The sequence below is a fragment of the Cupriavidus sp. IK-TO18 genome (genome assembly GCF_015549295.1).
Taxonomy (GTDB): domain Bacteria; phylum Pseudomonadota; class Gammaproteobacteria; order Burkholderiales; family Burkholderiaceae; genus Cupriavidus; species Cupriavidus oxalaticus_A.
In genome coordinates, this window is record NZ_JADGMP010000010.1 from 1 (window position 1) to 23,821 (window position 23,821).

18 protein-coding genes and 1 tRNA gene are annotated in these 23,821 nt (G+C 68.0%); 13 read left to right on the forward strand and 6 right to left on the reverse strand.

Annotation, left to right across the window (positions count from 1 at the left end):
• Positions 1 to 85 precede the first annotated feature (85 nt).
• From IPF36_RS09780 to IPF36_RS09795, 4 genes are all read right to left on the reverse strand, one after another.
• Entirely contained in the window at positions 86 to 2,800 is a 2,715-nt protein-coding gene (locus tag IPF36_RS09780; protein WP_195427878.1) for a DNA topoisomerase III, read from the reverse strand.
• Positions 2,801 to 2,948: 148 nt separating this feature from the next.
• Positions 2,949 to 3,353 (reverse strand): thioredoxin family protein, encoded by a 405-nt coding sequence (locus IPF36_RS09785; RefSeq protein ID WP_195427879.1) that lies wholly within the window; start codon positions 3,351 to 3,353, stop codon positions 2,949 to 2,951.
• A gap of 94 nt (positions 3,354 to 3,447) precedes the next feature.
• Positions 3,448 to 4,608 (reverse strand): DNA-processing protein DprA, encoded by a 1,161-nt coding sequence (gene dprA / locus IPF36_RS09790; protein ID WP_243736962.1) that lies wholly within the window; start codon positions 4,606 to 4,608, stop codon positions 3,448 to 3,450.
• 19 nt (positions 4,609 to 4,627) lie between these two features.
• The gene (locus tag IPF36_RS09795) at positions 4,628 to 5,797 is read right to left on the reverse strand and encodes a LysM peptidoglycan-binding domain-containing protein (RefSeq protein WP_135706168.1); all 1,170 of its coding nucleotides are present in this window, start codon (positions 5,795 to 5,797) and stop codon (positions 4,628 to 4,630) included.
• Positions 5,798 to 5,958: 161 nt separating this feature from the next.
• Between IPF36_RS09795 and def the strand changes: the two genes are divergently transcribed.
• The 9 genes from def to IPF36_RS09840 all read left to right on the forward strand — a co-directional run bounded on the left by def (position 5,959) and on the right by IPF36_RS09840 (position 15,278).
• Positions 5,959 to 6,465 (forward strand): peptide deformylase, encoded by a 507-nt coding sequence (def, locus tag IPF36_RS09800; protein ID WP_133096595.1) that lies wholly within the window; start codon positions 5,959 to 5,961, stop codon positions 6,463 to 6,465.
• Positions 6,466 to 6,654: 189 nt separating this feature from the next.
• Positions 6,655 to 7,668 carry a methionyl-tRNA formyltransferase gene (fmt, locus tag IPF36_RS09805; protein ID WP_133096594.1) on the forward strand — a complete coding sequence of 338 codons (1,014 nt, stop codon included), beginning with the start codon at positions 6,655 to 6,657 and terminating at the stop codon, positions 7,666 to 7,668.
• A 175-nt stretch (positions 7,669 to 7,843) separates the two neighbouring features.
• The gene (gene htpX, locus IPF36_RS09810) at positions 7,844 to 8,704 is read left to right on the forward strand and encodes a zinc metalloprotease HtpX (RefSeq protein ID WP_133096694.1); all 861 of its coding nucleotides are present in this window, start codon (positions 7,844 to 7,846) and stop codon (positions 8,702 to 8,704) included.
• Positions 8,705 to 8,895: 191 nt separating this feature from the next.
• Complete coding sequence (gene rsmB / locus IPF36_RS09815) at positions 8,896 to 10,323, forward strand: 16S rRNA (cytosine(967)-C(5))-methyltransferase RsmB (protein ID WP_133096593.1); 1,428 nt, start codon at positions 8,896 to 8,898, stop codon at positions 10,321 to 10,323.
• A 9-nt stretch (positions 10,324 to 10,332) separates the two neighbouring features.
• Positions 10,333 to 11,202 carry a DUF4390 domain-containing protein gene (locus IPF36_RS09820; protein ID WP_195427880.1) on the forward strand — a complete coding sequence of 290 codons (870 nt, stop codon included), beginning with the start codon at positions 10,333 to 10,335 and terminating at the stop codon, positions 11,200 to 11,202.
• Positions 11,199 to 13,637, forward strand: coding sequence for a PAS domain-containing sensor histidine kinase (locus IPF36_RS09825; protein ID WP_135706165.1), 2,439 nt, complete (start codon positions 11,199 to 11,201; stop codon positions 13,635 to 13,637). The genes IPF36_RS09820 and IPF36_RS09825 overlap by 4 nt, the downstream gene beginning before the upstream one ends.
• Before the next feature lie 54 nt (positions 13,638 to 13,691).
• Positions 13,692 to 14,402, forward strand: coding sequence for a response regulator (locus IPF36_RS09830; protein ID WP_135706164.1), 711 nt, complete (start codon positions 13,692 to 13,694; stop codon positions 14,400 to 14,402).
• 60 nt (positions 14,403 to 14,462) lie between these two features.
• Positions 14,463 to 14,538: transfer RNA gene (locus IPF36_RS09835), tRNA-Phe, on the forward strand.
• A 275-nt stretch (positions 14,539 to 14,813) separates the two neighbouring features.
• Entirely contained in the window at positions 14,814 to 15,278 is a 465-nt protein-coding gene (locus IPF36_RS09840; protein ID WP_135706163.1) for a hypothetical protein, read from the forward strand.
• A 31-nt stretch (positions 15,279 to 15,309) separates the two neighbouring features.
• Here IPF36_RS09840 and IPF36_RS09845 read toward each other — a convergent pair whose 3' ends face one another.
• Complete coding sequence (locus IPF36_RS09845; protein ID WP_195427881.1) at positions 15,310 to 17,091, reverse strand: diguanylate cyclase; 1,782 nt, start codon at positions 17,089 to 17,091, stop codon at positions 15,310 to 15,312.
• Positions 17,092 to 17,455: 364 nt separating this feature from the next.
• Here IPF36_RS09845 and IPF36_RS09850 point away from each other — a divergent pair, with 364 nt between their 5' ends.
• Complete coding sequence (locus IPF36_RS09850) at positions 17,456 to 18,247, forward strand: MIP/aquaporin family protein (protein WP_195427882.1); 792 nt, start codon at positions 17,456 to 17,458, stop codon at positions 18,245 to 18,247.
• Here IPF36_RS09850 and IPF36_RS09855 read toward each other — a convergent pair.
• Entirely contained in the window at positions 18,231 to 19,925 is a 1,695-nt protein-coding gene (locus IPF36_RS09855) for a carbohydrate porin (RefSeq protein WP_195427890.1), read from the reverse strand. The genes IPF36_RS09850 and IPF36_RS09855 overlap by 17 nt on opposite strands.
• A 536-nt stretch (positions 19,926 to 20,461) precedes the next feature.
• Between IPF36_RS09855 and IPF36_RS09860 the strand changes: the two genes are divergently transcribed.
• The 3 genes from IPF36_RS09860 (at position 20,462) to dinB (ending at position 23,748) form a co-directional block, all read left to right on the forward strand.
• Complete coding sequence (locus IPF36_RS09860) at positions 20,462 to 21,598, forward strand: TRAP transporter substrate-binding protein (protein ID WP_135706159.1); 1,137 nt, start codon at positions 20,462 to 20,464, stop codon at positions 21,596 to 21,598.
• Between the two features lie 119 nt (positions 21,599 to 21,717).
• Complete coding sequence (gene rarD, locus IPF36_RS09865) at positions 21,718 to 22,620, forward strand: EamA family transporter RarD (protein WP_195427883.1); 903 nt, start codon at positions 21,718 to 21,720, stop codon at positions 22,618 to 22,620.
• 48 nt (positions 22,621 to 22,668) lie between these two features.
• Entirely contained in the window at positions 22,669 to 23,748 is a 1,080-nt protein-coding gene (gene dinB / locus IPF36_RS09870) for a DNA polymerase IV (RefSeq protein WP_195427884.1), read from the forward strand.
• Positions 23,749 to 23,821 lie beyond the last annotated feature (73 nt).

The following is a 23,821-nucleotide window of genomic DNA, read 5'->3' on the forward strand; positions in this document are numbered from 1 at the left end:
TTGTTTACAACCCCTGCAAAGAAAAATGCCGTTCAGACTTAACTGAACGGCATTAGCCCTTGCGGGCCCCTTTGCCGTTACGGTGTCACTCGCCCGCTTCGACAGCGGTCTTGCGCGCCGCGCTCTTGGCGGGCACCTTCTTGGCCGCGGTCTTGGTGGCGGCGGTCTTCTTCGCTGCCGTCTTCGCTGCCGTCTTCGCCGCTGTCTTTGTGGCCGTCTTCGTGGCCGCGGTCTTGGCCGACGCCTTGCCCTCCGGTGCCTCCGCCGGCTCGGCATCGGCCACCTTGGCCGCGCCACGCGATCCCGTCTTTGCCGCAGTCTTGGCGCCCGGCTTGGGCTCGCGCGCCTCGAACTCGAAGCCGATCTTGCCGTCCGGCTGCTTGACCAGGAAGGCCTTGAAGTTGCGGCCGGTGCGCGACGACTTGAAGCCGGTCAGCAGGTCGGTCTTGCCGTCATTGAGCAGCTTGCCGATCTGCTCGCGGCTGATCTCCTGCTGCAGGATGATCTTGCCGGTGGTGAAGTCGCAGCTCTTGGGGCTGGCCACGCTGTTCTCGCAGACGTACTTCATGCCGTGCTCGAACACCGCGCCGCCGCACTTGGGGCAGGTGCCGACCGGCTCCTGGCCGCTGAAGTCGACCGGCTCGCCGTCGCCCTCGTCGTCATTCTGGCCGAAGTCGAACTCCATCTTGAAATTGCCTTCGTCGTCCTTGCCCAGCTTGAGGATGGCGGCGAACGGGCGGCCCATCTTGCTGCGGAAGCCCTGCAGCGGACCGATTTCCTTCTTCAGCAGCAGTTCCTCGACCTCTTCGATCTCGAACTGGCGCCCGCCGGGGATCTTGCTGATCGAGAACTCGCACGCGGTGCAGGCGAAGCGGCGATAGTTCTCCTTGACCTGCCCGCCGCACTGCGGGCAGGGCGTGTCCAGCGTGGCGTAGTCGCCCGGGATGGTGTCGCTGTCGTATTCCTTGGCGCGCTTGACGATCTGCTGCGTCATCTGCGCGATCTCGAGCATGAACTCGTCGCGCTTCAGGCGCCCGCGCTCGATCTGCGAGAGCTTGTGCTCCCACTCGCCGGTCAGTTCGGCCTGCGTCAGTTCCTGCACGCCCAGCCCGCGCAGCAGCGTCATCAGCTGGAACGCCTTGGCGGTGGGGATCAGCTCGCGGCCTTCGCGCACCAGGTACTTCTCGGTCAGCAGGCCTTCGATGATCGCCGCGCGCGTGGCCGGGGTGCCCAGGCCCTTGCCGGCCATGGCCTCGCGCAGCGCGTCGTCGTCCACCAGCTTGCCGGCGCCTTCCATGGCCGACAGCAGCGTGGCTTCGTTGTAGCGCGCGGGCGGCTTGGTGGTCAGGCCGACGCTCTCGACCTTGTCGGTCTTGACTTTCTCGTCCTTGGCCACCGGCACCAGGTTGGCGGCATCCTTGTCGCCTTGCGCCTCGCGGCCATAGATCACCAGCCAGCCGGGGTTGACCAGCACCTTGCCTTCGGTCTTGAAGTGGTGTCCGGCAACTTCGGTGATGCGGGTCGTGACCTGGAACTCGGCGGCCGGGAAGAACACCGCCAGGAAGCGGCGCACCACCAGGTCATACAGCTTCTGTTCCGGCTCCGACAGATTCTTTGGCGCCTGCAGCGTCGGGATGATGGCGAAGTGGTCGCTGATCTTGCTGTTGTCGAAGATCTTCTTGTTCGGGCGTACCCAGCCCTGCGACAGGATCTTCTTCGCGTGCGGCAGGTAGTTGGGCGAGCTGTCGGCCAGCATGTCCATGGTCTGCTTGACCGTGTCCATGTAGTCTTCGGGCAGCGCGCGGGCGTCGGTACGCGGGTAGGTCAGGACCTTGTGCTTCTCATACAGCGCCTGCGCCAGGCCCAGCGTGTTCTTGGCCGAGAAGCCGAAACGCGAGTTGGCCTCGCGCTGCAGCGTGGTCAGGTCGAACAGTGCCGGCGACTGCTGCGTCGACGGCTTGGATTCCTCGGTGACGGTGCCTGGCTTGTCGCGGCAGGCGGCAACGATGCTCTTGGCCTCGGCCTCGCTCCACAGGCGCGACTCGCGCGCCTCGGGATCGAACTCGCTCTTCTTGAACTTGGGGTCGAACCAGCGGCCTTCGTACAGGCCCGCGGCGGCGATGAACTCGGCGCGCACTTCCCAGTAGTCGCGCGGGACGAAGTGCTTGATCTTCTCTTCGCGCTCGACCACGATCGACAGCGTCGGCGTCTGCACGCGGCCCACGGTGGTCAGGAAGAAGCCGCCGCCCTTGCTGTTGAAGGCGGTCATCGCGCGCGTGCCGTTGATGCCGACCAGCCAGTCGGCCTCGGAACGGCAGCGTGCGGCGTCGGCCAGCGGCAGCATGTCCTCGTCCTCGCGCAGGCTGGCGAAGCCGTCGCGGATGGCCTGCGGCGTCATCGACTGCAGCCACAGGCGGCGGATCGGCTGTTTGGCCTTGGCCTGCTGCGCGATCAGGCGGAAGATCAGTTCACCCTCGCGCCCCGCGTCGCAGGCGTTGATCAGGCCGGTCACGTCCTTGCGCTTGATCAGGCGGTTCAGCACCTTCAGGCGCGACTCGGTCTTGGCGATCGGGCGCAGGTCAAAATGCGGCGGGATCACCGGCAGGTTGGCAAAACTCCATTTGCCGCGCTTGACCTCGTATTCGTCCGGGGCGGCAATCTCGACCAGGTGGCCAACTGCCGAAGACAGCACGTAGTCGTCGCTCTCGAAATACTCGTCGTGCTTGGTAAACCCCCCGAGGGCACGGGCGATATCCGCCGCGACCGACGGTTTTTCCGCGATGATGAGGGCTTTTGACATGGGAAAGGGTCCTTGCGAGCCGCTTCCGGCAACCCGCTAATTGCACTGCAAACGTAGTAATCAGAACGCCGGGAGGCTTTGAGGCGCCAATAATAAGCGCGGTTTCAACGACGGTGCAAGCAAGCGCCATCGTTGTCGCCGGCACCGCCTAGGCGGCGCCAGCCTCCCCGGCAAGTAGCCAGTCCAGCACCTGTGGCACATCTTCGGCGCTTGCCGGCATCGCGCCACCGCGCGTCAGCATGCGCTCCAGCACCTCGACATGCGGCAGCAGCGTGCCATAGAACTGCGGCGCGCCGCCCGACGCCGGCTGTACCAGCAGCGTCGGGAAGTTCTCGATGTCGATATCGCCGAGCGCATCGGCATGGGTCTCGATATCGATCCAGACGAAACAGTCCTGCGGATGGCGCCCGGCAAGTGTCTCCAGGGCCTTCAGGTAATCCCGGCAGGTACCGCACCACTGCGCGCACAGGCAAGCCACCAGACGGCCCTGTGGCCGCGCCGCCAGGCATTCGGCAATCGCGGCGGCGTCACGCTCGGGAAAGTAAACGGTCATGGCATCGGAGTCATGTGGCGTCCGCGACATGCGGACGCCGGCGATTGTATCGGTATCGGGGGCCATGCCCCCTTGCTGTGGCAAAACGCCTGGTTCAGCCGAGGCGCCGGAACAGGTTTCCCGGTAGACGTTCGGCCATGCCGGCCAGTTCCAGCTCCAGCAGGCGCGCCGCGACCGTCTCCGGGGGCTGGCCGCTGCGCTCGCACAGCGCGTCCAGCGTAACCGGATCGTAGCCGAGTGCCGGCAACAGGGTATCAGCCGGTTCTGAAAGCCGGGCCTTGCCGGTGACATCGTGGTCCGGAGCCGCAACGACCGGGACCGGGGGTGGGGCGGGGGCGCCAAGTTCGTCGAGCACGTCCGCTACCGATTCCACCAGCTTCGCCCCCTGGCCGATTAGCAGGTGGCAGCCGCGCGACAGCGGCGCGTGGATCGAACCGGGAATCGCGAACACCTCGCGCCCGAGGTCCGCCGCCAGCCGCGCCGTGATCAGCGAACCCGAGCGCGCTGCCGCCTCGACCACCAGCACGCCGCGCGCAAGCGCTGCGATGATGCGGTTGCGCCGCGGGAAGTTGGCCGCCAGCCCGCGCATGCCGAGCGGGAACTCGGTGACGATGGCGCCGCGCTGCGCCACCTCGCGGGCCAATGAAAGGTTCTCCGCGGGATAGACGCGGTCGGCCCCGGTGCCGATCACCGCCACCGTGCCGCCGCAGCCGCGCAGGCCGCCCGCATGGGCGGCCGCGTCGATGCCCTGCGCCAGGCCCGAAACCACCGTCAGCCCCGACTCGGACAAGCCTTGCCCGAACGTCAGCGCGTCGCGCGTGCCCTGCGCGGTGGCCGAGCGCGCGCCGACGATGGCCACGGCGGGGCGGGCCAGCATCGCGGGATCGCCCTGGATATATAGCAGCGGCGGCGGATCGGCCAGGTCGAACAGGCGTCGGGGATAGGCGTCGTCGGCGAGCGTAACGAGGTGGTTGCCGGGCGTGTCGAGCCAGCGCAGCGTCCGGCCGGCCAGCGCCGACACCGCGGCGCCGGGGGCAGCCAGCACGGCGCGCGCCAGCCTGGCCGGTACCACCGCCGACAGCGCCGCCACGCTTTGCGCCAGCACCTGCTGCGGCAGCCCGAATGCCGCCATCAGGCGCCGCATCGCCACAGGGCCGACGCCGGGTGCGTTGGCCAGCCGCAGCCACGCGAGCACGTCAGGCGGCTCGCGCGTGCTGTCCTGCCGGATCTCGCCGGCCAGGGGCAATGCCTTCACGCCATCCCCCAAGGCCGGTTCAGCGCGGCGAGGTGGCGCGGTCGCCGACCGCGATCACGTTGGAGGCGTCGGTCACCAGCGCGTACGCCACGCCGGGGAACACGCGGAAGACAAAGGCGAGCCCGTAACGCTCGTCGGGCAGGCGAATGCTGCGGTTCTGGTCGGTCCGGTCGTGTACGGTCTCGCCGGTGCGCGACAGCGCCAGCACTTGCCCGGGCTCGAGCCCGGCCTTGCTGCCGACGTTGAGCACCACCACCTGCTTGGCGCCGCCGAATTCGACGCCGCCATAGACCTTGGCAACGCGGCCGTCGACCTCGACATCGGGTGCGTGCGGCACGTAGCGCACCGCTTCGCGCGCCGGCTGCGGCATCAGCATCGTGCCCACGCCCATCTCTTGCTGGGCCTGCGTGACCTGCAGCGTGGACACCGCGTCGGGGCCCTGCGCGCCGCGCGCCAGCCGGACGTTGCCCTCGTACTCGGCCTCATAGCCCAGCACGGCGTTGGTGACCGGATCGCGCACCGGCGTGACCGGCCGGTAGGCCTGCCAGTCGCTGCCGGCCGGCGCATCGGGCGCAATGCCGCGCGCGTAGGCGCTGTCGTCGCGGCCCAGGTACACGCGCGATTCGGGCACCGCGACGATCCGTGCTGAGGTTGCAAGCGTGCCTTCGTCGACCACCAGCGGCCGGATCAGGAACGGCTCGATATCGCTGGCGGAAATGCTGAGGATGGCGGCGCCGTCCACATCGCCGCCGCGCACGCGAGGTGACAGTTGCACAGTCCCGTTGCCCGCGGGGGTGGTCGACAGCCAGGCGCGGCCGTCGCGCTGGATCAGGTACAGGATCTGGCCGGGGTAAATAAGGTGCGGGTTGCGGATCTGCTGCTGGTTCATCCCCCACAACTCGGGCCAGCGCCACGGCTGGCGCAGGTATCGGCCCGAAATGCCCCACAGCGTGTCGCCGTTGCGCACGGTGTACTGCGAGGGCGCATTGGGAGCGAGATCGGCGATCGGGATGCCCTGGCGGGCAGTGCGCTGGGCCTCGGCCTGCTGCGCCGCCGTGACCGTCAGGTCGGCGGCCCTGGCGGGCAGTGTTGCCGCGGCAGTGATGCCGGCGGCACTCAGCAATGTGAGGGTGAACGCGTGCAGCCTGCGGCCCGACGCCGCCTGGTGTTCTTTGGTAAGATCGCGCATTTTCCTGAACCGGCCGGTGGTTCGGCCGGATTGACCCTGGAGAGCGTGCCTGCTTCGGCGCGCCTTGATTTTTTGTACTGGCGCCCCGATTCTGCATGTAAAGTCCCGACGCCGCAACGCGGCCGGGCCGCTCGCTCAAGCGGGCGTTGCGCCCTAGCATCATGGCAAAACTCGACATCCTGACCTACCCCGATCCCCGTCTGCACACCGTCGCGAAACCTGTCGCGGCCGTGGACGACCGTATTCGCCAGCTGGTGAAGGACATGGCCGAGACCATGTACGAAGCGCCGGGCATCGGCCTGGCCGCGACGCAGGTGAACGTCCACGAGCAGGTGGTGGTGATCGACGTTTCCGAAACGCGCGACCAGCTCCAGGTCTTTATCAATCCGGAAGTCGTCTGGGCCAGCGACAAGCGCAAGGTGTGGGAAGAGGGCTGCCTGTCGGTGCCCGAGATCTATGACCGCGTCGAGCGCCCCGACCGCGTGCGCGTGCGCGCGCTCAACGAGAAGGGCGAGACCTTCGAGCTGGACGCCGACGACCTGCTGGCCGTATGTATCCAGCATGAGATCGACCACCTGCGCGGCAAGGTCTTCGTCGAGTACCTGTCGCCGCTGAAGCTGAACCGCATCAAGAGCAAGCTGCAGAAGCGCGAACGCACGCGCATGTAAGTCGCGCGCGCGGCATCCGCGAGAAGCGCGCGAAGATGTAACAGCACGGCGGAATCCGCCGCCTGCGCTCGACACGCGCGCGGGGTCTGCTATCTTTATGACTTCCGAAGAACAAACGTACCGGCCGCGATAGCGGCCGGTTGCGCTTTCAGCCCGCGCTTTCAGCCAGTATTCACCTCGGAACCTGCCATGTCCCAAGCCAAGCCCCTGCGTGTCGCCTTTGCCGGCACGCCCGAGTTCGCGCGCGTCGCGCTTGAAGCCATCCACGCCGCCGGCTTTCCTGTGGTGGCCGTGCTGACGCAGCCGGACCGGCCCGCGGGCCGCGGCATGCAGCTGCAGGCAAGCCCGGTCAAGCAGTACGCGGTGGCCAACGGGCTGGGCCCGGTGCTGCAGCCCCGTTCGCTGCGCCGGCAAGGCAAGTATCCGGAAGAGGCCGCGGCGGCCGTGGACACGCTGGCGGAACTCGCCCCCGACGTGATGGTGGTCGCCGCCTACGGCCTGATCCTGCCGGCCGAGGTGCTGGAGTTGCCGCGCCTGGGCTGCCTCAACATCCACGGCTCGCTGCTGCCGCGCTGGCGCGGCGCGGCGCCGATCCACCGCGCCATCGAGGCCGGCGATGCCGAGACCGGCATCACGCTGATGCAGATGGACGAGGGCCTGGACACCGGCGACATGCTCACGCGCGAGGCCGTACCGATCGGCGCCGACGACACCACCGGCACGCTGCACGACAAGCTGGCCGCGCTGGGCGCGCGCATGACCGTCGCCGCGCTGCAGGAACTGGCCGCTGGCCGCGCGCTGGCGGCGACGAAACAGCCCGAAGCCGGCGTCACCTACGCCGAGAAGATCGCCAAGGACGAGGCGCCGCTGGACCTGCGCCGCCCGGCCACGGCGCTGGCCAGCCAGGTACGCGCCTTCAACCCGTTCCCCGGCGCCACCGTGCAGGTCGGCGATACCGTCATCAAGTGCTGGCAGGCAATGCCGCTGGCCGCGGCCAGCAGCCTGCCGCACCCGCCCGGGACGGTGCTGGCGGCCGATGCCGGCGGCATCATCATCGCCTGCGGCGACGGCAGCGCCCTGCAGGTGACCGAGCTGCAGAAGCCGGGCGGGCGCCGCCAGCCGGCGCAGCAGTTCCTGCAGGCCATGCCGGTGCCGCCGGGCACGCGCTGCGTGGTCCCCGGCAATGGCGCGGCGCAGGCATAATCAGTCAAGCCGGCGCGGCAAGCACTTCGTGTGCGTCATGCGCCATGGTGCGGCGGCTGGTCCCCGCAAGCAGTTGAATTTTCTGGTGTTGGCCCCTATCTAACGGTCATCGCACCGGCATGTTTTGCAACGTCTTGCAGCAGCCGGCGCGGTCCACTACATGGAGATCACCGCAATGTTCAACTGGGTCAAGACCTTCATGCTGATGGCGGCCATCACGGCGCTGTTCATCGTCATCGGCGGCATGATCGGCGGACGCAGCGGCATGATGATGGCGCTGCTGCTCGCGCTCGGCATGAACTTCTTCTCCTACTGGTTCTCGGACAAGATGGTCCTGCGCATGTACAACGCGCAGGAAGTCGACGCCAGTACCGCGCCGCAGTTCTACGGCATGGTGCAGGAGCTGGCGCAGCGCGCCAACCTGCCGATGCCGCGCGTCTACCTGATCAATGAAGACGCGCCGAACGCCTTCGCCACCGGCCGCAACCCGGAACACGCCGCGGTGGCCGCGACCACCGGCATCCTGCGCGTACTGTCCGAGCGCGAGCTGCGCGGCGTGATGGCGCATGAGCTGGCGCACGTGCGCCATCGCGACATCCTGACCTCGACCATTGCCGCGACCATGGCCGGTGCCATTTCCGCGCTGGCCAACATGGCGATGTTCTTCGGCGGCCGCGACGAGAACGGCAACCGCACCAATCCCATCGCCAGCATTGCGGTGGCAATCCTGGCGCCGCTGGCGGCCTCGCTGATCCAGATGGCGATCTCGCGCGCGCGCGAATTTGAAGCCGACCGCGGCGGCGCCGAGATCTGCGGCGACCCGCAGGCGCTGGCCAGCGCGCTCGACAAAATCCACCGCTATGCGCAGGGCATCCCGTTCCAGGCGGCCGAGGAGCACCCGGCCACGGCGCAGATGATGATCATGAACCCGCTCTCGGGCGGCGCCATCGCCAACCTGTTCTCGACCCACCCGGCGACCGAGGAACGCATCTCGCGCCTGATGCAGATGGCGCAGACCGGGACCTATCCCGCCTGATCGGGCGGGAGTTCGCGGGGTCCCTGGGGAGCCCGCCGGGGAGCCAATGTGGCTCAATTCCGGAGCGCGGCTCCCACACAAGGTAAACTGCCCGCTGGTTTAAACATGGACCAGCGGGCATTTTTCTTGCCCTCGCCCGGCTGCCCACCGATTCACGACTTACCTGCCGCCTCACCCGCTGCCTGACCGATATGCGCCTGCCTCCCGATTCGCTTGCCTTCCAGATGCTTGGCGCCGCCGCCGCGGTACGCGCCGTCAGCGAAGGCACCGCCTTGCCGCAGGCGATCGAAGACGCCGCCGCGCAGTTGCGCCTGGACCGCGTGCGCGATGCCGCCACGCGCGGTGCGCTGCAGGACATCGCTTACCGCACCATGCGCCAGTTCGGCACCGCGCGTGCGCTGGTGACGAAGCTGGTCACGCGCCCGCCTGGCGCGCAGGTGGACTCGCTGCTGGCGGTGGCGCTTGCGCTGCTGCTCGAGCAGGCACCGGGCCAGCGGCAGGACAAAGACAGCCAGGACGCGGCACAGGGCGCGACGCCGGGCACCCCGGGCCGCGCCGGCTACAGCACCTTCACGGTGGTCGATCAGGCGGTCAGCGCGGCCGCGTCGGAACCCAAGACTGCGCACGCCCGCGGCCTGGTCAACGCGGTACTGCGCCGTTTCCTGCGCGAGCGCAAGGCGCTGCTGGCCGAGGTCAACCGCGACGAACAGGCGCGCTGGAACCTGCCGCCGTGGTGGCTGCGCATGCTGCGCGAGGCGTACCCGGAGCAGTGGACCGATCTCGCCGCGAGCGTCAACGTGCGCCCGCCGATGACGCTGCGCGTCAACACCGCGCGGGTCAGCGTGAAGCAATACCAGACCGACCTGGCCAATGCCGGTCTCGCCGGCACCGTGGTCGGCCCGCAGGCCGTGCGCCTGGTGCGCGCGGTGCCGGTGACGCAATTGCCGGGCTTCGCCGAAGGCACGGTGTCGGTGCAGGACGCCGGCGCGCAACTGGCCGCGCCGCTGCTCGAGGTGGCCGACGGCATGCGCGTGCTCGATGCCTGCGCCGCGCCCGGCGGCAAGACCGGCCACCTGCTGGAGCTTGCCGACATCGACGTGACTGCGGTGGAAAGCGACCCGCAGCGCGCCACGCGCATCAACGAGAACCTCGCGCGCCTCGGCACGCAGGCCCGCATCGTGGTGGGCGATGCCAGCCGGCCCGCCGACTGGTGGGACGGCCAGCCCTTCGACCGCATCCTGGCCGACGTGCCGTGCTCGGCCTCCGGCATCGTGCGGCGCCATCCCGATATCCGCTGGCTGCGCCGTGAGACCGATATCGCCAAGCTGATCACCGAGCAGCGCCGCATCGTGTCGCAGCTGTGGCCGCTGCTCAAGCCGGGCGGCATCCTGGTCTACGTCACGTGTTCTATTTTCCCAACGGAAGGCGAGGAGCAGGCGCGCTGGTTTGGTGCACAACTGGCAGATGCGATACGATTGCAGGCGCCGGGGCAGCTGCTGCCCGGCACCCGTACGACAACGCACTCGGCCGGCGAACAAGGTGAAAAGGACCCTGGCCACGCCAGCCTGCCATCGGATCACGATGGCTTTTTCTACGCCCGCTTCCAGAAACGCGCCTGATCTGATCCGATGCCGAGCACGCCGCGCCCATCAGACTGCCGCGTTACCGTGGATTTCGCCGCGGGAATGACGCAACTGCGGACGCAACTGCGGGCGTGCATGCGTGTGCTGATGCTCGCGCTGGCTCTGCTGCTGTGGCTGCCGCCTGCCGCCCAGGCGCAGGTGATCGAGGCTACCGAGGCCCGCATCGAATACCAGGACGGTGGCTTCGAACTGGCTGCGAGCTTCGAGTTCGACCTGCCGCCCGCGCTGGAAGACGCGCTGCACAAGGGCATATCGCTATATTTCGTGGTCGATTTCGAGCTGACGCGGCCGCGCTGGTACTGGTTCGACGACAAGCCGGTCAACACCAGCCGCAGCGTGCGCTTGTCCTACCAGCCGCTGACGCGGCAATACCGCATTTCCACCGGCGGCCTGCAGCTGCCGTTCTCGCGGCTGAAGAGCGCGCTGCAGTTTGTCCAGCGGGTACGCGGCTGGCGCGTGTTCGAGCGCAACGCGGTCAAGCCCGGCGAGAGCTATCACGCGCAGGTGCGCATGCGGCTGGACCTGTCGCAACTGCCCAAGCCGTTCCAGATCAATGCGGTCAATACGCGCGACTGGAACCTGGCTTCGGACTGGCGGCGCTTTATCTACACCGTGCCGACGGACCTGAACGCGATCCCGACGCCGGTGCCGGTGCCCGCGGTTCCGGCGCCGCCGCCGCTGCCCGCTTCACCTGCCGCACCCATGCCCATGCCCATGCCGGCGCCCGCGTCTGCGCCGGGCGCACCCGCCGCCGCGGCGGAGCCGCGCAACACCGTGTTCGTGCAGGCGGTATCGAGCGCGCTGTCGCCCGCGCTGCTGGCGCAGCCGGCGCTGTCCGCCTCAAGCCAGCCATGAACACTTCGCTGTGGGACAGCCGTTTCCGGCGCGTGCTGTATCGCGTCGTGGCAGGCATCATCGTGTTCCTGGCGCTGGTGCTGGTCGGCCTGCTGGCCGGGGCATCGGCCAATACCGAATTCTTCGATCGCTATTTCACGCTGCTGTTCAAGGTGAACCTGGTGATCGGCGCGCTGCTGGTGCTGATCGTCGGCGCGCTCGCGGTGACGCTGTGGCTGCGCTACCGCCGCGGCAAGTTCGGCACGCGGCTGATGACCAAGCTCGCGGTGTTCTTCGGCGTGGTGGGCGTGCTGCCGGGCGTGCTGATCTACCTGGTGTCGCTGCAGTTCGTTTCGCGCAGCATCGAGTCCTGGTTCGACGTGCGCGTGGAAACCGCGCTCGAAGCCGGCCTCAACCTAGGCCGCTCCACCATCGACAGCGCGCTGGCAGACCTGCAGGGCAAGGCGCGGCTGATGGCCGAGCAGCTCTCCGGTTCGTCGGGCGTGTCCACGTCGCTGCAGCTGAGCCGGCTGCGCGAGCAATACGGCGTGCAGGAGGCGGCAATCTTCACCGGCAGCGGCCGCGTGCTGGCCACCGCATCGAGCAACTACGCCGCGCTGGTGCCCGACCTGCCTTCGGGCGTGCTGGCGGAGCAGGCGCGGCTGGCGGGCGGCTACGCCGCGGTCGAAGGCGGCACCGATCCGACGCAGGACAGCCAGGGCGCCGAGCGCGTCGAAGGCACCCCCCTGTACCGGCTGCGCGTGATCATCCCGCTGGGCGCGGCGCCGACCACCGCGCAGGAGCAGGTGGCCGCGAGCACGCCGCGCGCGACACCGCGCCCGCGCTGGGCCGGGTCGGGCCTGTCGGTGGAGCGCCGTCCCGAGGAAGCGCCGTCGAGCGGCTTCGGCCTGGTCGGCGAGACCGTGCGCGAGGAGCGTTACCTGCAGGTGCTGCACCCCGTGCCGGCCGTGCTCGCGCGCAATGCCGACGAGGTGCAGCGTGCCTACCAGGAGTACCAGGAGAAAGCGCTGGGCCGCACCGGCCTGCGCAAGATGTATATCGGGACGCTGACGCTGACGCTGTTCCTCGCGGTCTTTATCGCGGTGATGCTGGCCCTGCTGCTCGGCGGCCAGCTGGCGCGGCCGCTGCTGATGCTGCTGCAGGGGACCAAGGAAGTGGCCGAGGGCGACCTGTCGCCCAAGCGCGAGCTGAAGAGCCGCGACGAACTCGGCATGCTGACCCAGCAGTTCAACCAGATGACGCGGCAGCTGGCCGAGGCGCGCCTGGCGGTGGAAGAAAACCGCGCGGCGCTGGAGCAGTCAAAGGCCTACCTGGAAAGCGTGCTGCAGAACCTGACCGCGGGCGTGCTGGTATTCGACCGGCGCTTCGTGCTGATCACCGCCAACCCCGGCGCCGAGCGCATCTTCCGCCAGCCGTTCGGCGCCGTGCTGGGACTGCCGGTGGAGCAGATCCCGGGGATGGGCCCGTTCGGCGAGATCGTGCGCCAGGCGTTCTCCGATCAGAACACCAGCGAGGTGCTGGGCGGCGCCGAGCATTGGCAGAAGCAGATCGAGCTGCCGCAGGGCCACGGCGGCGGCATGGACGAACAACCGCTGACGCTGCTGGTGCGCGGCGCGCGGCTGCCCGGCGGCGAGCGCGACGAGCCCGGCTACGTCATCGTCTTCGACGATATTTCCGATGTGATTTCCGCTCAACGCTCGGTGGCCTGGGGCGAAGTGGCCCGTCGCCTCGCGCACGAGATCAAGAACCCGCTGACGCCGATCCAGCTGTCGGCCGAGCGGCTGCAGATGAAGCTCTCGCCCAAGCTGGAAGGCACCGACGTCGACGTGCTCAAGCGCGGCGCGGCCACGATCGTCAGCCAGGTGGCGGCGATGAAGCGCATGGTCGACGATTTCCGCGACTACGCGCGCACGCCGCCCGCGGTGCTGCAATCGCTGCAGCTCAACAGCCTGGTGTCAGAGGTGCTGCATCTGTATGGCATCGACGATCCCGCGCTGCACGAGCATCCGGTGATCCATCCGGCGCTGGGCGCTGCGCTGCCCGAGATCAAGGGCGACCCTACGCAACTGCGGCAGGTCATCCACAACCTGCTGCAGAACGCGCAGGATGCGGCCGCCGAGAACGTGGCGGCGGGTAGGGCGGCGCCCCATATCACTCTGAACACCGAGACTGTAGAATACAAAGATTCTGCCGGCGAAAACCGGCAGGCCGTCAAGCTCACCGTTGCGGACAATGGCCCCGGCTTTGCACCACGGATCCTGAGCCGCGCGTTCGAGCCCTACGTGACCACCAAAGCCAAGGGCACGGGTCTCGGGCTTGCGATGGTAAAGAAGATCATTGACGAACACGGTGCGCGCATCGAGTTGCGCAATCGCCTGGAAGGTGCGGAGGTCGTCGGTGCACAGATCTCGATCCTGTTCGTTAAACTGGCATAGTCAACTTTTGGCGATCCGGTCCCGGAACGCTGCGGTGGGGTTAAGAGGGGAAGTATGGCAACCATCCTCGTAGTCGATGACGAAATGGGAATCCGGGAGCTGCTCTCGGAGATCCTCAGCGACGAAGGCCACGTGGTCGAACTCGCGGAGAACGCGCAGCAGGCGCGCGAATACCGCGCGGGCGGCACACCTGACCTTGTGCTGCTCGATATCTGGATGCCCGATACCGATGGCGTCAGCCTGCTCAAGGAATGGTCCGCGCAGGGCCAGCTGAGCATGCCCGTCATCATGATGTCGGGCCATGCCACCATCGACACTGCGGTCGAGGCCACCAAGATCGGCGCGCTGAATTTCCTGGAAAAACCGATCGCGCTGCAGAAGCTGCTGTCCGCGGTGGAGCAGGGCCTGGCACGCGGCATCGAACGCCCGCGCAGCGCTCCCGCCGCCACCGCCGCGCCGGCAAGCGCTCCTTCGGCCGAATCCGCCAGCGCCACCGCCGCACCGGAAGCCGCAGCCGAGACCGCCGCCAATGGCAGCCCTGCGCGCGTGCCCGAGGCCGAGATGCAGTTCTCGTTCGACATGCCGTTGCGTGAAGCGCGTGACCTGTTCGAGCGCGCCTACTTCGAGTACCACCTGCTGCGCGAACACGGCAGCATGACTCGCGTGGCCGAGAAGACCGGGCTGGAGCGTACCCACCTGTACCGCAAGCTCAAGCAGCTCGGTGTCGAACTGGGCCGCAACAAGCCTGAACCGGCCGAGCAGTGAGCCAGTGACGCAGATGTCGCTTGACGGCGCCAAAGACAACGGTTATAGTCTCATTTCTTTGGCCCGGTAGCTCAGTCGGTAGAGCAGAGGATTGAAAATCCTTGTGTCGGCGGTTCGATTCCGTCCCAGGCCACCAGAATAAAAAAGCCCGGCTCTTGCAGCCGGGCTTTTTTGCTTTTGGAAAGCGGTGTCGGTCATGGTCCGGCCCGCTGGCATCAAGGCCAATGTCTTTGCCTGCCACGCAACACCCAATCCAGAAGTAAATATCTTCTACTTGGCACCCGTTATAGGTATCTCTAGGATTGCCTGATGCCCTGCCACCTGGCAGCGCGTCGCGCGCCGGCAAAACCGCTCTCGGCTACAGAACAATGCGGTACCCGGCGCAGGGAAGTCCTTTCTACCGGGGGTCAGATGGATACGTTGATCGGGACGGGCGGCGAGCGCGGCCTGTGGAAGAGCACCATGGCCGCGGCGAGCCAGGCACTGGGCGCGGCCGGCAAGGTCCAGCAGGCCGTGACGCAGACGCTGAAACTGCAGCGCAAGATCCGCGAGTTGCGCGACGCCTTGCACCAGGCCGAGGCGGAACGCGACGTCTATCGCGAACTCCATGCCCGCACCGTCGACGAACTGCACCAGGCGGTGGACCGCAGTCCGGCCGAGATGCGGCGGCTGCGAGCCGTGGCCGAGGCCATGCAGGTGCGCCATCGCGCCTACAAGCTGCTGGTGCAGCACTACATGCGACTGGGTACGCCGATCGATCCAGCGGTCTTCGCCGAGCAGCGCAGCCGCGTGCAGCAGCACATCCTGTTCCAGCGCCGCAAGGGCATCCAGGTGTCGGAGATCGGCGTCGACGATATCGCGTTCCTGCTGCGCTGAGGCGAACCGGGGTGCAAACTCAGGTGCGAACTCAGGTCGAGCGCTCCGATATATCCGCTTCGCCCGCATGCAGCCCGTCGTCGCTGACGACGCGGTTGCGCCCGTGCGTCTTGGCATCGTAGAGGCGCCGGTCGGCGATCGCCAGCAGCGCGTCCAGCGCGAGCGGGGCGTCGGCCGGCGATTCGGCCACGCCGATCGAGACCGTGAAGCGGATTACGCGCTCGGGGCCCGAGGTTCCCGCGTCTGCGGCATGGAGCGCGGGATCGGACTCGGGCTCGGCTTCCGGCTCGGCCGCCACCGCACAGCCGGCGATCGCCTCGCGCAGGCGCTCCGCGATCCGCACCGCATCGGCCAGGCCGGTCTGCGGCAACATCACGGCGAACTCTTCGCCGCCAAGGCGCGCGGGCAGGTCGAACCCGCGCAGCGTGCCGTGCAGGGCCTGCGCCAGCGCTCCCAGCACACGGTCGCCGCTGGCGTGCCCCCAGCGGTCGTTGACCTTCTTGAAGAAATCGATATCGATCAGCAGCACCGACAGCGCGGTACCGCCGCGTTGCTGGCGCCTGGCCTCACGCCCGAAGCTGGCGCGGAAATGCCTGCGGTTGGCCAGGCCGGTGAGCGGGTCCTGCTGCGCCAGTTCCTGCAGCTTCTCGCCCAGCGCAAGGTAGTGATCGAACAGCTGCGTGACCACGCGCATCGTGACCCACAGCAGCAGCGGCAACAGCAGCCAGACGATCAGCAGGGGTCCGCTCAATCGGCTGAACATCGCCGGTGCCAGCGAAGACAGCGGCAGCACGTCGACCACCAGCCACGGGCTTTGCCCCGCGCGCTGGAAGAACAGCAGGTCGCCGTTGTGGCCGAGCATGCCGGAGCCCCGCGCGAACAACTCCGCCACGCCATGCCCGGACCAGTCTCCGGGTATGGCCTCGGGCCACTTCCGCAGGCCGGTGAACCCGCTGCCGGATGACGACACCACGTCGCCGTGCACATTGACCATGTAGTGCACCGTGCCCGGCTCGCTGGCGGCACCCAGCAGCTCGTGCAGGCGCTGCTGCGCGACGTCGACGGCGATCACGCCGCGGAACTGGCTGCCGGCATAGACCGGGATGCTGATCGTCGTCAGCACGCGCGAACCCTCGAATTCGGTATAGAGCGGCGCCCAATGGATTGACCGGGTCGGGTTCCGCGCCGGCATGTGGCCGCGATAGTAGTCCATGCTGTCGAATCGCTGCATCAGCCGGACGGCCTTGGCAGGATCCTGCGGCGGATAGATAGCGAAGAAGCCATTGGACGAGATGAACAGCGCATTGCCCTGGATCAGGTCGCCGTGCAGCCCCAGCCCGAGCAGCTGGCTCAGCGTGCGGCCGACCATCAGGTCGGCCTTCAGGTCGGCATCGCGGCGGGCAAAGCCTTGGAGGCCGGCAAGGCTGCGGGGACCGACGCCGATCAGTGGCGCATCGCCACGCTGCAGGGGCAATTGCCAGGCCTCGTCATTGCGGGCGGCATAGGCGCGCTCGATATCGGCATCGGCCGTGCCGACATTGGCGTACAGGGCGAACAGATACTCGGAGAAGTCGCGCAGGAAAAACAGGCGGCGGCGTTCGGCGGACAGGATTGCGTCGACGCCCAGCGCGCGCAGCACCAGCGCATGCTGGCGCTCGCCGATGACGCGCTCGCGCACCAGGTACAGCTCGCGCGCGGCGACCACCAGCGTGATCAGGAACACCGCGCCGAAGCAAGCCAGCACGACCCGTTGCGGGCGCATGACGGCAAGGCGGGGCAGCCAGCGCGGCTGCGGCAGCAAACGTCGCCACATGGGGCGGGCTCCTGTCGGTGCGGTCAGGGGTCGGGCCTGGCCTGCCGGCGGGCAGGCGCGCGATATCGATGTGCTGGCCGTGCAGACTGGCTTAGTGTAGACGAGAGCCAGCCCGCGGTGTCGATTCGATACCCGGCGTCAGCACACAACAAAGCCGCCGCGCATTGACGCTCGGAGGCGCCGGCGGAACACTGTCGCGTCCGCGCGGGACCTGGCATCGCGCACGGAAAATCCCCCGCTGAATGCCACCGTATGAGGCGTCGTCTCAGGCGACGTTGCCGATCTTGCCGCTGCAAATTCCCCCCGTCTGTCCCGCACTCGTGGCCACTACCTTGCGCTTGCGCGCCGGCATGGGGGCGCAGCGATGAGTACGCGCGCCCGCCGCCTGGTGGCAGAGGGACTGGGCACCGCGCTGCTGGTGGCGATCGTGATCGGCTCGGGCATCCGTGCCGAGCGACTTGCCGCCGGCGATACCGCGCTGGCGCTGCTGGCCAATTCGCTGGCCACCGGCGCCGGGCTGGTGGCGCTGCTGGTCTCGCTGGGGCCGGTGTCGGGCGGGCACTTCAACCCGGTGGTGAGCCTGTCCGCGCTGGTGCAAGGCACGCTAACGCCGCGCGATGCGCTGCGCTACGTGGCGGTGCAGCTGGCCGGCGCCGTGTGCGGCGTGCTGGCCGCGCATGCGATGTTCGGCGAACCGGCGGTGGCGTGGTCGGGCCAGGCGCGTACCGGTGCGTCGATGTGGTGGAGCGAATGCGTGGCGACCTTCGGGCTGGTCGGCGTGGGCATCGGCACGCTGCGCAGCCGGCCGCAGCTGGTGCCGTTCGTGGTGGCGGGCTATATCACGGCGGGTTACTGGTTCACGTCGTCGACGTCGTTCGCGAACCCGGCGCTGACCATTGCCTGTGCACTGACCGATACCTTCACCGGGATCCGGCCGGTCGATGTGCCGGGCTTCGTGCTGGCGCAGCTCGGCGGCGGCCTGGCGGCGACGCTGGTGTTCCACTGGCTGTGCCGCAAGCCGCCGGCTGCGGAGGACACGGCGCATGCGTCAAACCCGGCCCAGGCCGAAAGCGCGACCACCGCCGCGATTACCGCCGCAACCACCGCCGCTTCCACGCGGCGCAACTGGCAGACTGGCGCTACCAGCGCCGATTGAGCTGCACGCCGAAGATCGAACCGCTGGCCTGCGACGCCCATGCGTCGGCCGGCGCGGTATAGCCGATGCCGTCCACGTCGCTGGCGCGGCTGTAGGTATAGAACGCGCGCAGGTTGGCGTTGCCGGCCGACTTGCCCAGCGTCAGCGTGGGCGCCACCGTCAGCGCGGTGCGCTGGCCGCTGACGCCGAAGCCCGACGAAATCTGGTCGTGCGATACCTCGAAGTTCAGCCGGAACTGGTCGCTCGCCACATAGGCGGGGCGTACGCGCGTGGTGGTCCACTGCAGCGTGCCGACCGGCGATCGATCGAACTGCAGGCTCTGTTCCACCGCGCCGCCCAGACCCGAGCGGCCCCTCCATTCGATCGATTCCGCCACGCGCATGCGCGACAGCGATGGCCCCATGCCGGTGTAGCCGGTCATGGCACTGCGCGAGCCTGAGCCAAACTGCATGCCCAGGCGATTGGTGCCGTACAGCACGCCTTTCTGCTCGTGCAGCGCCGACGCCCACCATGCGCCGCCGGTGTCCTGCACCATCGGCTGGGCTTCGACGCGGGTGAAGCCGAGTTGCACCGTGCCCTTGTCGTTGGTCGGGATGGGCGCGGTGCGCAGCGAGTGGTAGCTCGGCAGGTTCTGGCCGTTCTGGTCCGCGCGCGCGGTGTACTGGTAGTTCAGGCCGATGTCGCCGATCACCCTGGCGTTGTCGATGCCGAAGCGCATCGCCGTGGAATTGGGCGGCAGCAGGCCGGACGACATCAGGAACGGCGCATTGTCGCGCCGGCCCGCCCACATGGTGGCGCCGTCCAGCACAGCCAGGCCGCTGACGGCGGTATAGAACTGCGGCACCAGCGCGTAGGGATCGATCGCGGCGGGGCGGCCGTTGACGGTGGTGGCGTCGGTGCCGCGCGCCTGGGCGATCAGCATCACCTGCGGACCGCCATCGACATCGAGCACCGACTCGCGGATTTTCACTTCGCCGGCGCTGCGGCAGGCCAGGCCGCTGCCGATGCCGGTCGACAGCGCGCCGCCCGGGCAGGCGCGCATGGTCGCCGGGCGGTCTTCGACGGCGGCGCGGCCGCTGTAGCCCAGGCGCCACACCGAGTCGCCCGCAGGATCGTCGGCGGGAAGTTGCGAGCGCAACACAGGCGGCGCCTCGGCAGGCGCTTGCGCCGTGGTGGTGGCATCGCCAGCAGCCTCCGCCAGAGCCTCGGCCCTTGCCGGGGGCGGCGCGGCAGGCGGATCGGCCTGGAACTCACCCAGACGCGGCGGGAACAGCACTAGCGGCGGCGGTGCCGGCGCCGGCGGCTCCGGCGGTCCTACGAAAGCCGGATCCGCGGCGCCGGTGGCGGCAACGGTCGCGGGGGCGCTGCCTTCGGACGGCGTGGCCGCCGCTGCAGGCGCCACAACCGGGACGGTCCCGCTGGGAGCCGTGGACGCATCGCCCGCGATCAGCGCCGCCAGCGGGTCGTCCTGGCCCGCGGTGGCTGCCGGCGCGGTCGCGGCTTGCGCGACAGGCGCTGCAGGCGCGGCCAGTACCACCGGCGGCACCGCCGGCCGCTGCGCAATGCGCGGAGGCTGCGTGCCGTCGTCAGGGGCGACAGCCAACGGGGCGATCGTCTGCGCGCACGCCGCCAACCCCCAGGCTGCCAGCACGGCAAAGCCGATGCGGCGCAGGGGCAAGCCGCCCAGGCCGGCGGCAGCGCGCAGGCAGGAGGGTTCGGCGGCAAGCCGGCAGGAGGAGGTCAGCAAGGCGGAGGGCACGACGACAACAAGGCGAAACGACGATTCCAGCGGGCTGAGCACGCGGCTGGATCGAACAAAACCCGCCGAAGGCGGGGACTGTTTTTTATCAGCCGGTCCATTTGACCGCAAGCCGGGTTACAAAATCCCTCACAGTGTTGCCCGTCTCACAATGCGAAAATCACACGCTTCCTGTCGCAATCGACTAGCGAAAACCCGCATTGGCACGATGCTCCGTGCCGAAAGGGCCACCGCTATAATCGGCTGGCTTGTCTTTCGGGTAAGACAGCCCTCGCCGTGCGACGCAAGTCCCGGCCATGCAGGGCACGCCGCCGTGCCCGTTCGCAACAGGCACAGCGTGCGCAGGCCGCCTATCGACACGATCGCCGGCGGCATGTGCGTCACGGTCCCGCGCCCGGCACCAAGCGAGCCGCGCGCTTGCAACCGAACCAAAATTTATAAGAGGAGAAGTAGAGATGGAACGTCGTTCCTTTCTGTTGAAGGCGTCGGCCGTAGCCGCCACCGGGGCACTGGCCGCGTGCGGCAAGGGCGAAGAGAAGGCAGCGCCTGCCGCCGCCAGCGGTCCGGCAGCACCGGCCGTGGTCGGCAGCAACCCGGCCGTGGAATGGCGCCTGGCCTCGAGCTTCCCCAAGTCGCTCGACACCATTTTCGGCGGCGCCGAGCTGCTGTCGGCGCGCGTGAAGGAACTGACCGACGGCAAGTTCAACATCAAGGTGTTCGCGGCGGGCGAGATCGTGCCGGGCCTGCAGGTGCTGGACTCGGTACAGAACAACACCGTGCAGATCGGCCACACGGCCGGCTACTACTACTTCGGGAAGAACCCGACGCTGTGCTTTGACACCACCGTGCCGTTCGGCCTGACCGCGCGCCAGCAGAACGCCTGGATGCTGCAAGGCAACGGCATGAAGCTGATGCGCGAGTTCTTCAAGGAATACAACGTCGTCAACTTCCTGGGCGGCAACACAAACGCGCAGATGGGCGGCTGGTTCCGCAAGGAAATCAAGACCGTGGCCGACCTGCAGGGCCTGAAGTACCGCATCGCCGGTTTCGCCGGCGTGGTGCTGTCGCGCCTGGGCGTGGTGCCGCAGCAGATCGCCGGCGGCGACATCTACCCGGCGCTGGAAAAGGGCACCATCGACGCGGCCGAGTGGGTGGGCCCGTACGATGACGAGAAGCTGGGCTTCTACAAGGTGGCACCGTACTACTACTACCCGGGCTGGTGGGAAGGCAGCGCGCAGCTGTCGTTCTACGCCTCGGCCAGCGAGTTCGAAAAGCTGCCGGCGCTGTACAAGCGCGCACTGGAAACGGCGACCATCGAGGCCCACACCACCATGATGGCCAAGTACGACACGGTCAACCCGCAGGCACTGGCGCGCCTGCTGGAAAACGGCGTCAAGCTGCGCCCGTTCTCCAAGGAGATCATGGAAGCCTGCTTCAAGGCGACGCAGGAAGCCTACGCCGACGAAACCGCCAAGAACCCGTCGTTCAAGAAGATCTACGACGACTGGCGCGTGTTCCGCAACAACGAGGCGGCGTGGTTCAACGTGGCCGAGCAGGCCTACTCGCAGTTCAGCTTCGCGCGCAAGCTCTAAGCACGTTCCGGCCGGTGCCGGGCACAAACCCCATGCCTGTCTGCGGGCATGGGGTTTTTTATTGCCCGGCGAGCTTTTCCCGGCGCCGGTAGAATCGCCGGCATCGACCGGAATTCCCTATGCAAATCGGCATCCTTTACGCGCTCCTGGCTTATGTCATCTGGGGGCTGCTCCCGCTCTATATCAAGTCGCTGCCCGGCATTGCGCCGACGGAGATCCTGCTGCACCGGATGGTGTGGTCGCTGGTGTTCCTGGGGCTGGTGCTGGCCTGGCGGCGCCAGTGGGCCTGGCTCGGGCAGTTGAGGGACCGGCGCCTGCTGCTGTCGTTCGGCGCCAGCGCGGCGCTGCTGTGCGCCAACTGGTTCCTCTATATCTGGGCGGTGTCGGCCAACCGCGTGGTCGATGCCAGCCTGGGCTACTTCATCAATCCGCTGTTCAGCGTGCTGCTAGGCGTGGTGTTCCTGCATGAGCGGCTGCGCGCGGTGCAATGGCTGTCGATCGCGGTGGCAGCGGCCGGGGTGGCGTGGCTGACGGTGGCGGCGGGCCAGTTGCCCTGGATCGCACTCGGGCTGGCGGCCAGTTTTGGCGGCTACGGGCTGTTGCGCAAGACGGGGGCGCTGGGCGCGCTCGAAGGATTGTCGCTGGAGACGCTGCTGCTGTTTCCTTTTGCCGCGGCGATGCTGGCCTACCTCTTCACCACGGGGCAGGATGGCTTCACCCACGCAGCGCCTGGTACGCAATTGCTGCTGCTGATGGCCGGGCCAGTGACGGCGGTGCCGCTGCTGTTCTTCGCCGCCGGCGCGCGGCGCATCCCGCTGTCGCTGCTGGGCCTGCTGCAATACACCGGGCCGACGCTGCAGCTGCTGCTGGGCGTGTGGCTGTGGCATGAACCGTTTCCCGCGCAGAAGCAGGTCGGCTACGCGCTGATCTGGATTTCGCTGGCGCTGTATGCGGTGGAAGGGCTGTGGGTGAACAGCCGGCAAAAGGCGGCCTCCATCCAGGCGACTAATGAATCGATTTGATTCAGCGAAGCGTTTATTCTTCATGTAGATAAACCTGGTGCCCCGGCCATGTCCGCGCCGCCTGATGCCACGCCCCCGGTCCAGCGCAAGATCATCCATTGCGACTGCGATTGCTTCTACGCCTCGGTCGAGATGCGCGACGACCCCTCGCTGCGCGGCCGGCCGATGGCCGTGGGCGGCTCGCCCGACCGGCGCGGGGTGATCGCCACCTGCAACTATGAAGCGCGTGCCTTCGGCGTGCGCTCGGCCATGGCGTCGGCGCAGGCGGTCAAGCTTTGCCCCGATCTGCTGATCCTGCGTCCGGCCATGGACAAATATCGCGAGGTATCGCGCCAGATTTTTGCGATCTACCGCGAATACACCGAACTGGTTGAACCGCTGTCGCTGGACGAGGCCTATCTCGACGTCAGCCTCTGCACGCGCCATGCCGGCAGCGCCACCCGCATCGCCGAAGAAATCCGACAGCGCGTGTGCGACCAGGTCGGCGTGACCGTTTCGGCCGGCGTGGGCCCGAGCAAATTCGTTGCCAAGATCGCTAGCGACTGGAACAAGCCCGACGGGCTGTTCGTGGTCCGCCCGGCGGCGGTCAATGCCTTCGTCGCCGCGCTGCCGGTCGAACGCATCCACGGGGTCGGCAAGGTCACCGCGGCCAAGCTGCGGCGGCTGGGCGCGCAGACCTGCGGCGACCTGCGGCCGTGGTCGCCGGACCGGCTGCACCGCGAATTCGGCGCGTTCGGGACGCGGCTCTACAAGCTGTGCCGCGGCGAGGACGAGCGCGAGGTGACGCCCGAGCGGGAGCGCAAGTCGATCAGCGTGGAAGAGACCTATGCCGACGACCTGCCCGACCTGCAGGCATGCCTGGTCGAACTGGAGCCGCTGATCGCCATGCTCGAGGCACGCATTGCCCGCGCGCAGGCGCACGGCACCATCGACAAGCTGACGGTCAAGCTGCGCTTTTCGGACTTCCGCCAGACCACGGTGGAATGCCGCGGCCATGCGCCCGACCGCACGGTCTACGCGCGCCTGCTGGCAGAGGGCCACGCCCGGCGCGGGCTGCCGGTGCGGTTGCTGGGGGTAGGGGTGGCGACCAGCGACCGGGATCGGTCGCAGCTCGAACTGTTCGAGTAAAACCAATTATTCGAGCGAATAATCAATGGGTGGATTTTTACCGCTGATCGATTATTCGTATTGATGATGCTCT

Bases quoted from the DNA above. Each gene is read 5' to 3' on its own strand.
- def (WP_133096595.1), top strand. From the start codon at position 5,959: ATGGCAAAACTCGACATCCTGACCTACCCCGATCCCCGTCTGCACACC.
- IPF36_RS09850 (WP_195427882.1), top strand. From the start codon at position 17,456: ATGAGTACGCGCGCCCGCCGCCTGGTGGCAGAGGGACTGGGCACCGCG.
- IPF36_RS09785 (WP_195427879.1), bottom strand. From the start codon at position 3,353: ATGACCGTTTACTTTCCCGAGCGTGACGCCGCCGCGATTGCCGAATGC.
- IPF36_RS09795 (WP_135706168.1), bottom strand. From the start codon at position 5,797: ATGCGCGATCTTACCAAAGAACACCAGGCGGCGTCGGGCCGCAGGCTG.
- IPF36_RS09825 (WP_135706165.1), top strand. From the start codon at position 11,199: ATGAACACTTCGCTGTGGGACAGCCGTTTCCGGCGCGTGCTGTATCGC.
- IPF36_RS09860 (WP_135706159.1), top strand. From the start codon at position 20,462: ATGGAACGTCGTTCCTTTCTGTTGAAGGCGTCGGCCGTAGCCGCCACC.
- rarD (WP_195427883.1), top strand. From the start codon at position 21,718: ATGCAAATCGGCATCCTTTACGCGCTCCTGGCTTATGTCATCTGGGGG.
- fmt (WP_133096594.1), top strand. From the start codon at position 6,655: ATGTCCCAAGCCAAGCCCCTGCGTGTCGCCTTTGCCGGCACGCCCGAG.
- dinB (WP_195427884.1), top strand. From the start codon at position 22,669: ATGTCCGCGCCGCCTGATGCCACGCCCCCGGTCCAGCGCAAGATCATC.
- IPF36_RS09830 (WP_135706164.1), top strand. From the start codon at position 13,692: ATGGCAACCATCCTCGTAGTCGATGACGAAATGGGAATCCGGGAGCTG.
- rsmB (WP_133096593.1), top strand. From the start codon at position 8,896: ATGCGCCTGCCTCCCGATTCGCTTGCCTTCCAGATGCTTGGCGCCGCC.
- IPF36_RS09840 (WP_135706163.1), top strand. From the start codon at position 14,814: ATGGATACGTTGATCGGGACGGGCGGCGAGCGCGGCCTGTGGAAGAGC.
- IPF36_RS09820 (WP_195427880.1), top strand. From the start codon at position 10,333: ATGCCGAGCACGCCGCGCCCATCAGACTGCCGCGTTACCGTGGATTTC.
- htpX (WP_133096694.1), top strand. From the start codon at position 7,844: ATGTTCAACTGGGTCAAGACCTTCATGCTGATGGCGGCCATCACGGCG.
- IPF36_RS09780 (WP_195427878.1), bottom strand. From the start codon at position 2,800: ATGTCAAAAGCCCTCATCATCGCGGAAAAACCGTCGGTCGCGGCGGAT.
- IPF36_RS09845 (WP_195427881.1), bottom strand. From the start codon at position 17,091: ATGTGGCGACGTTTGCTGCCGCAGCCGCGCTGGCTGCCCCGCCTTGCC.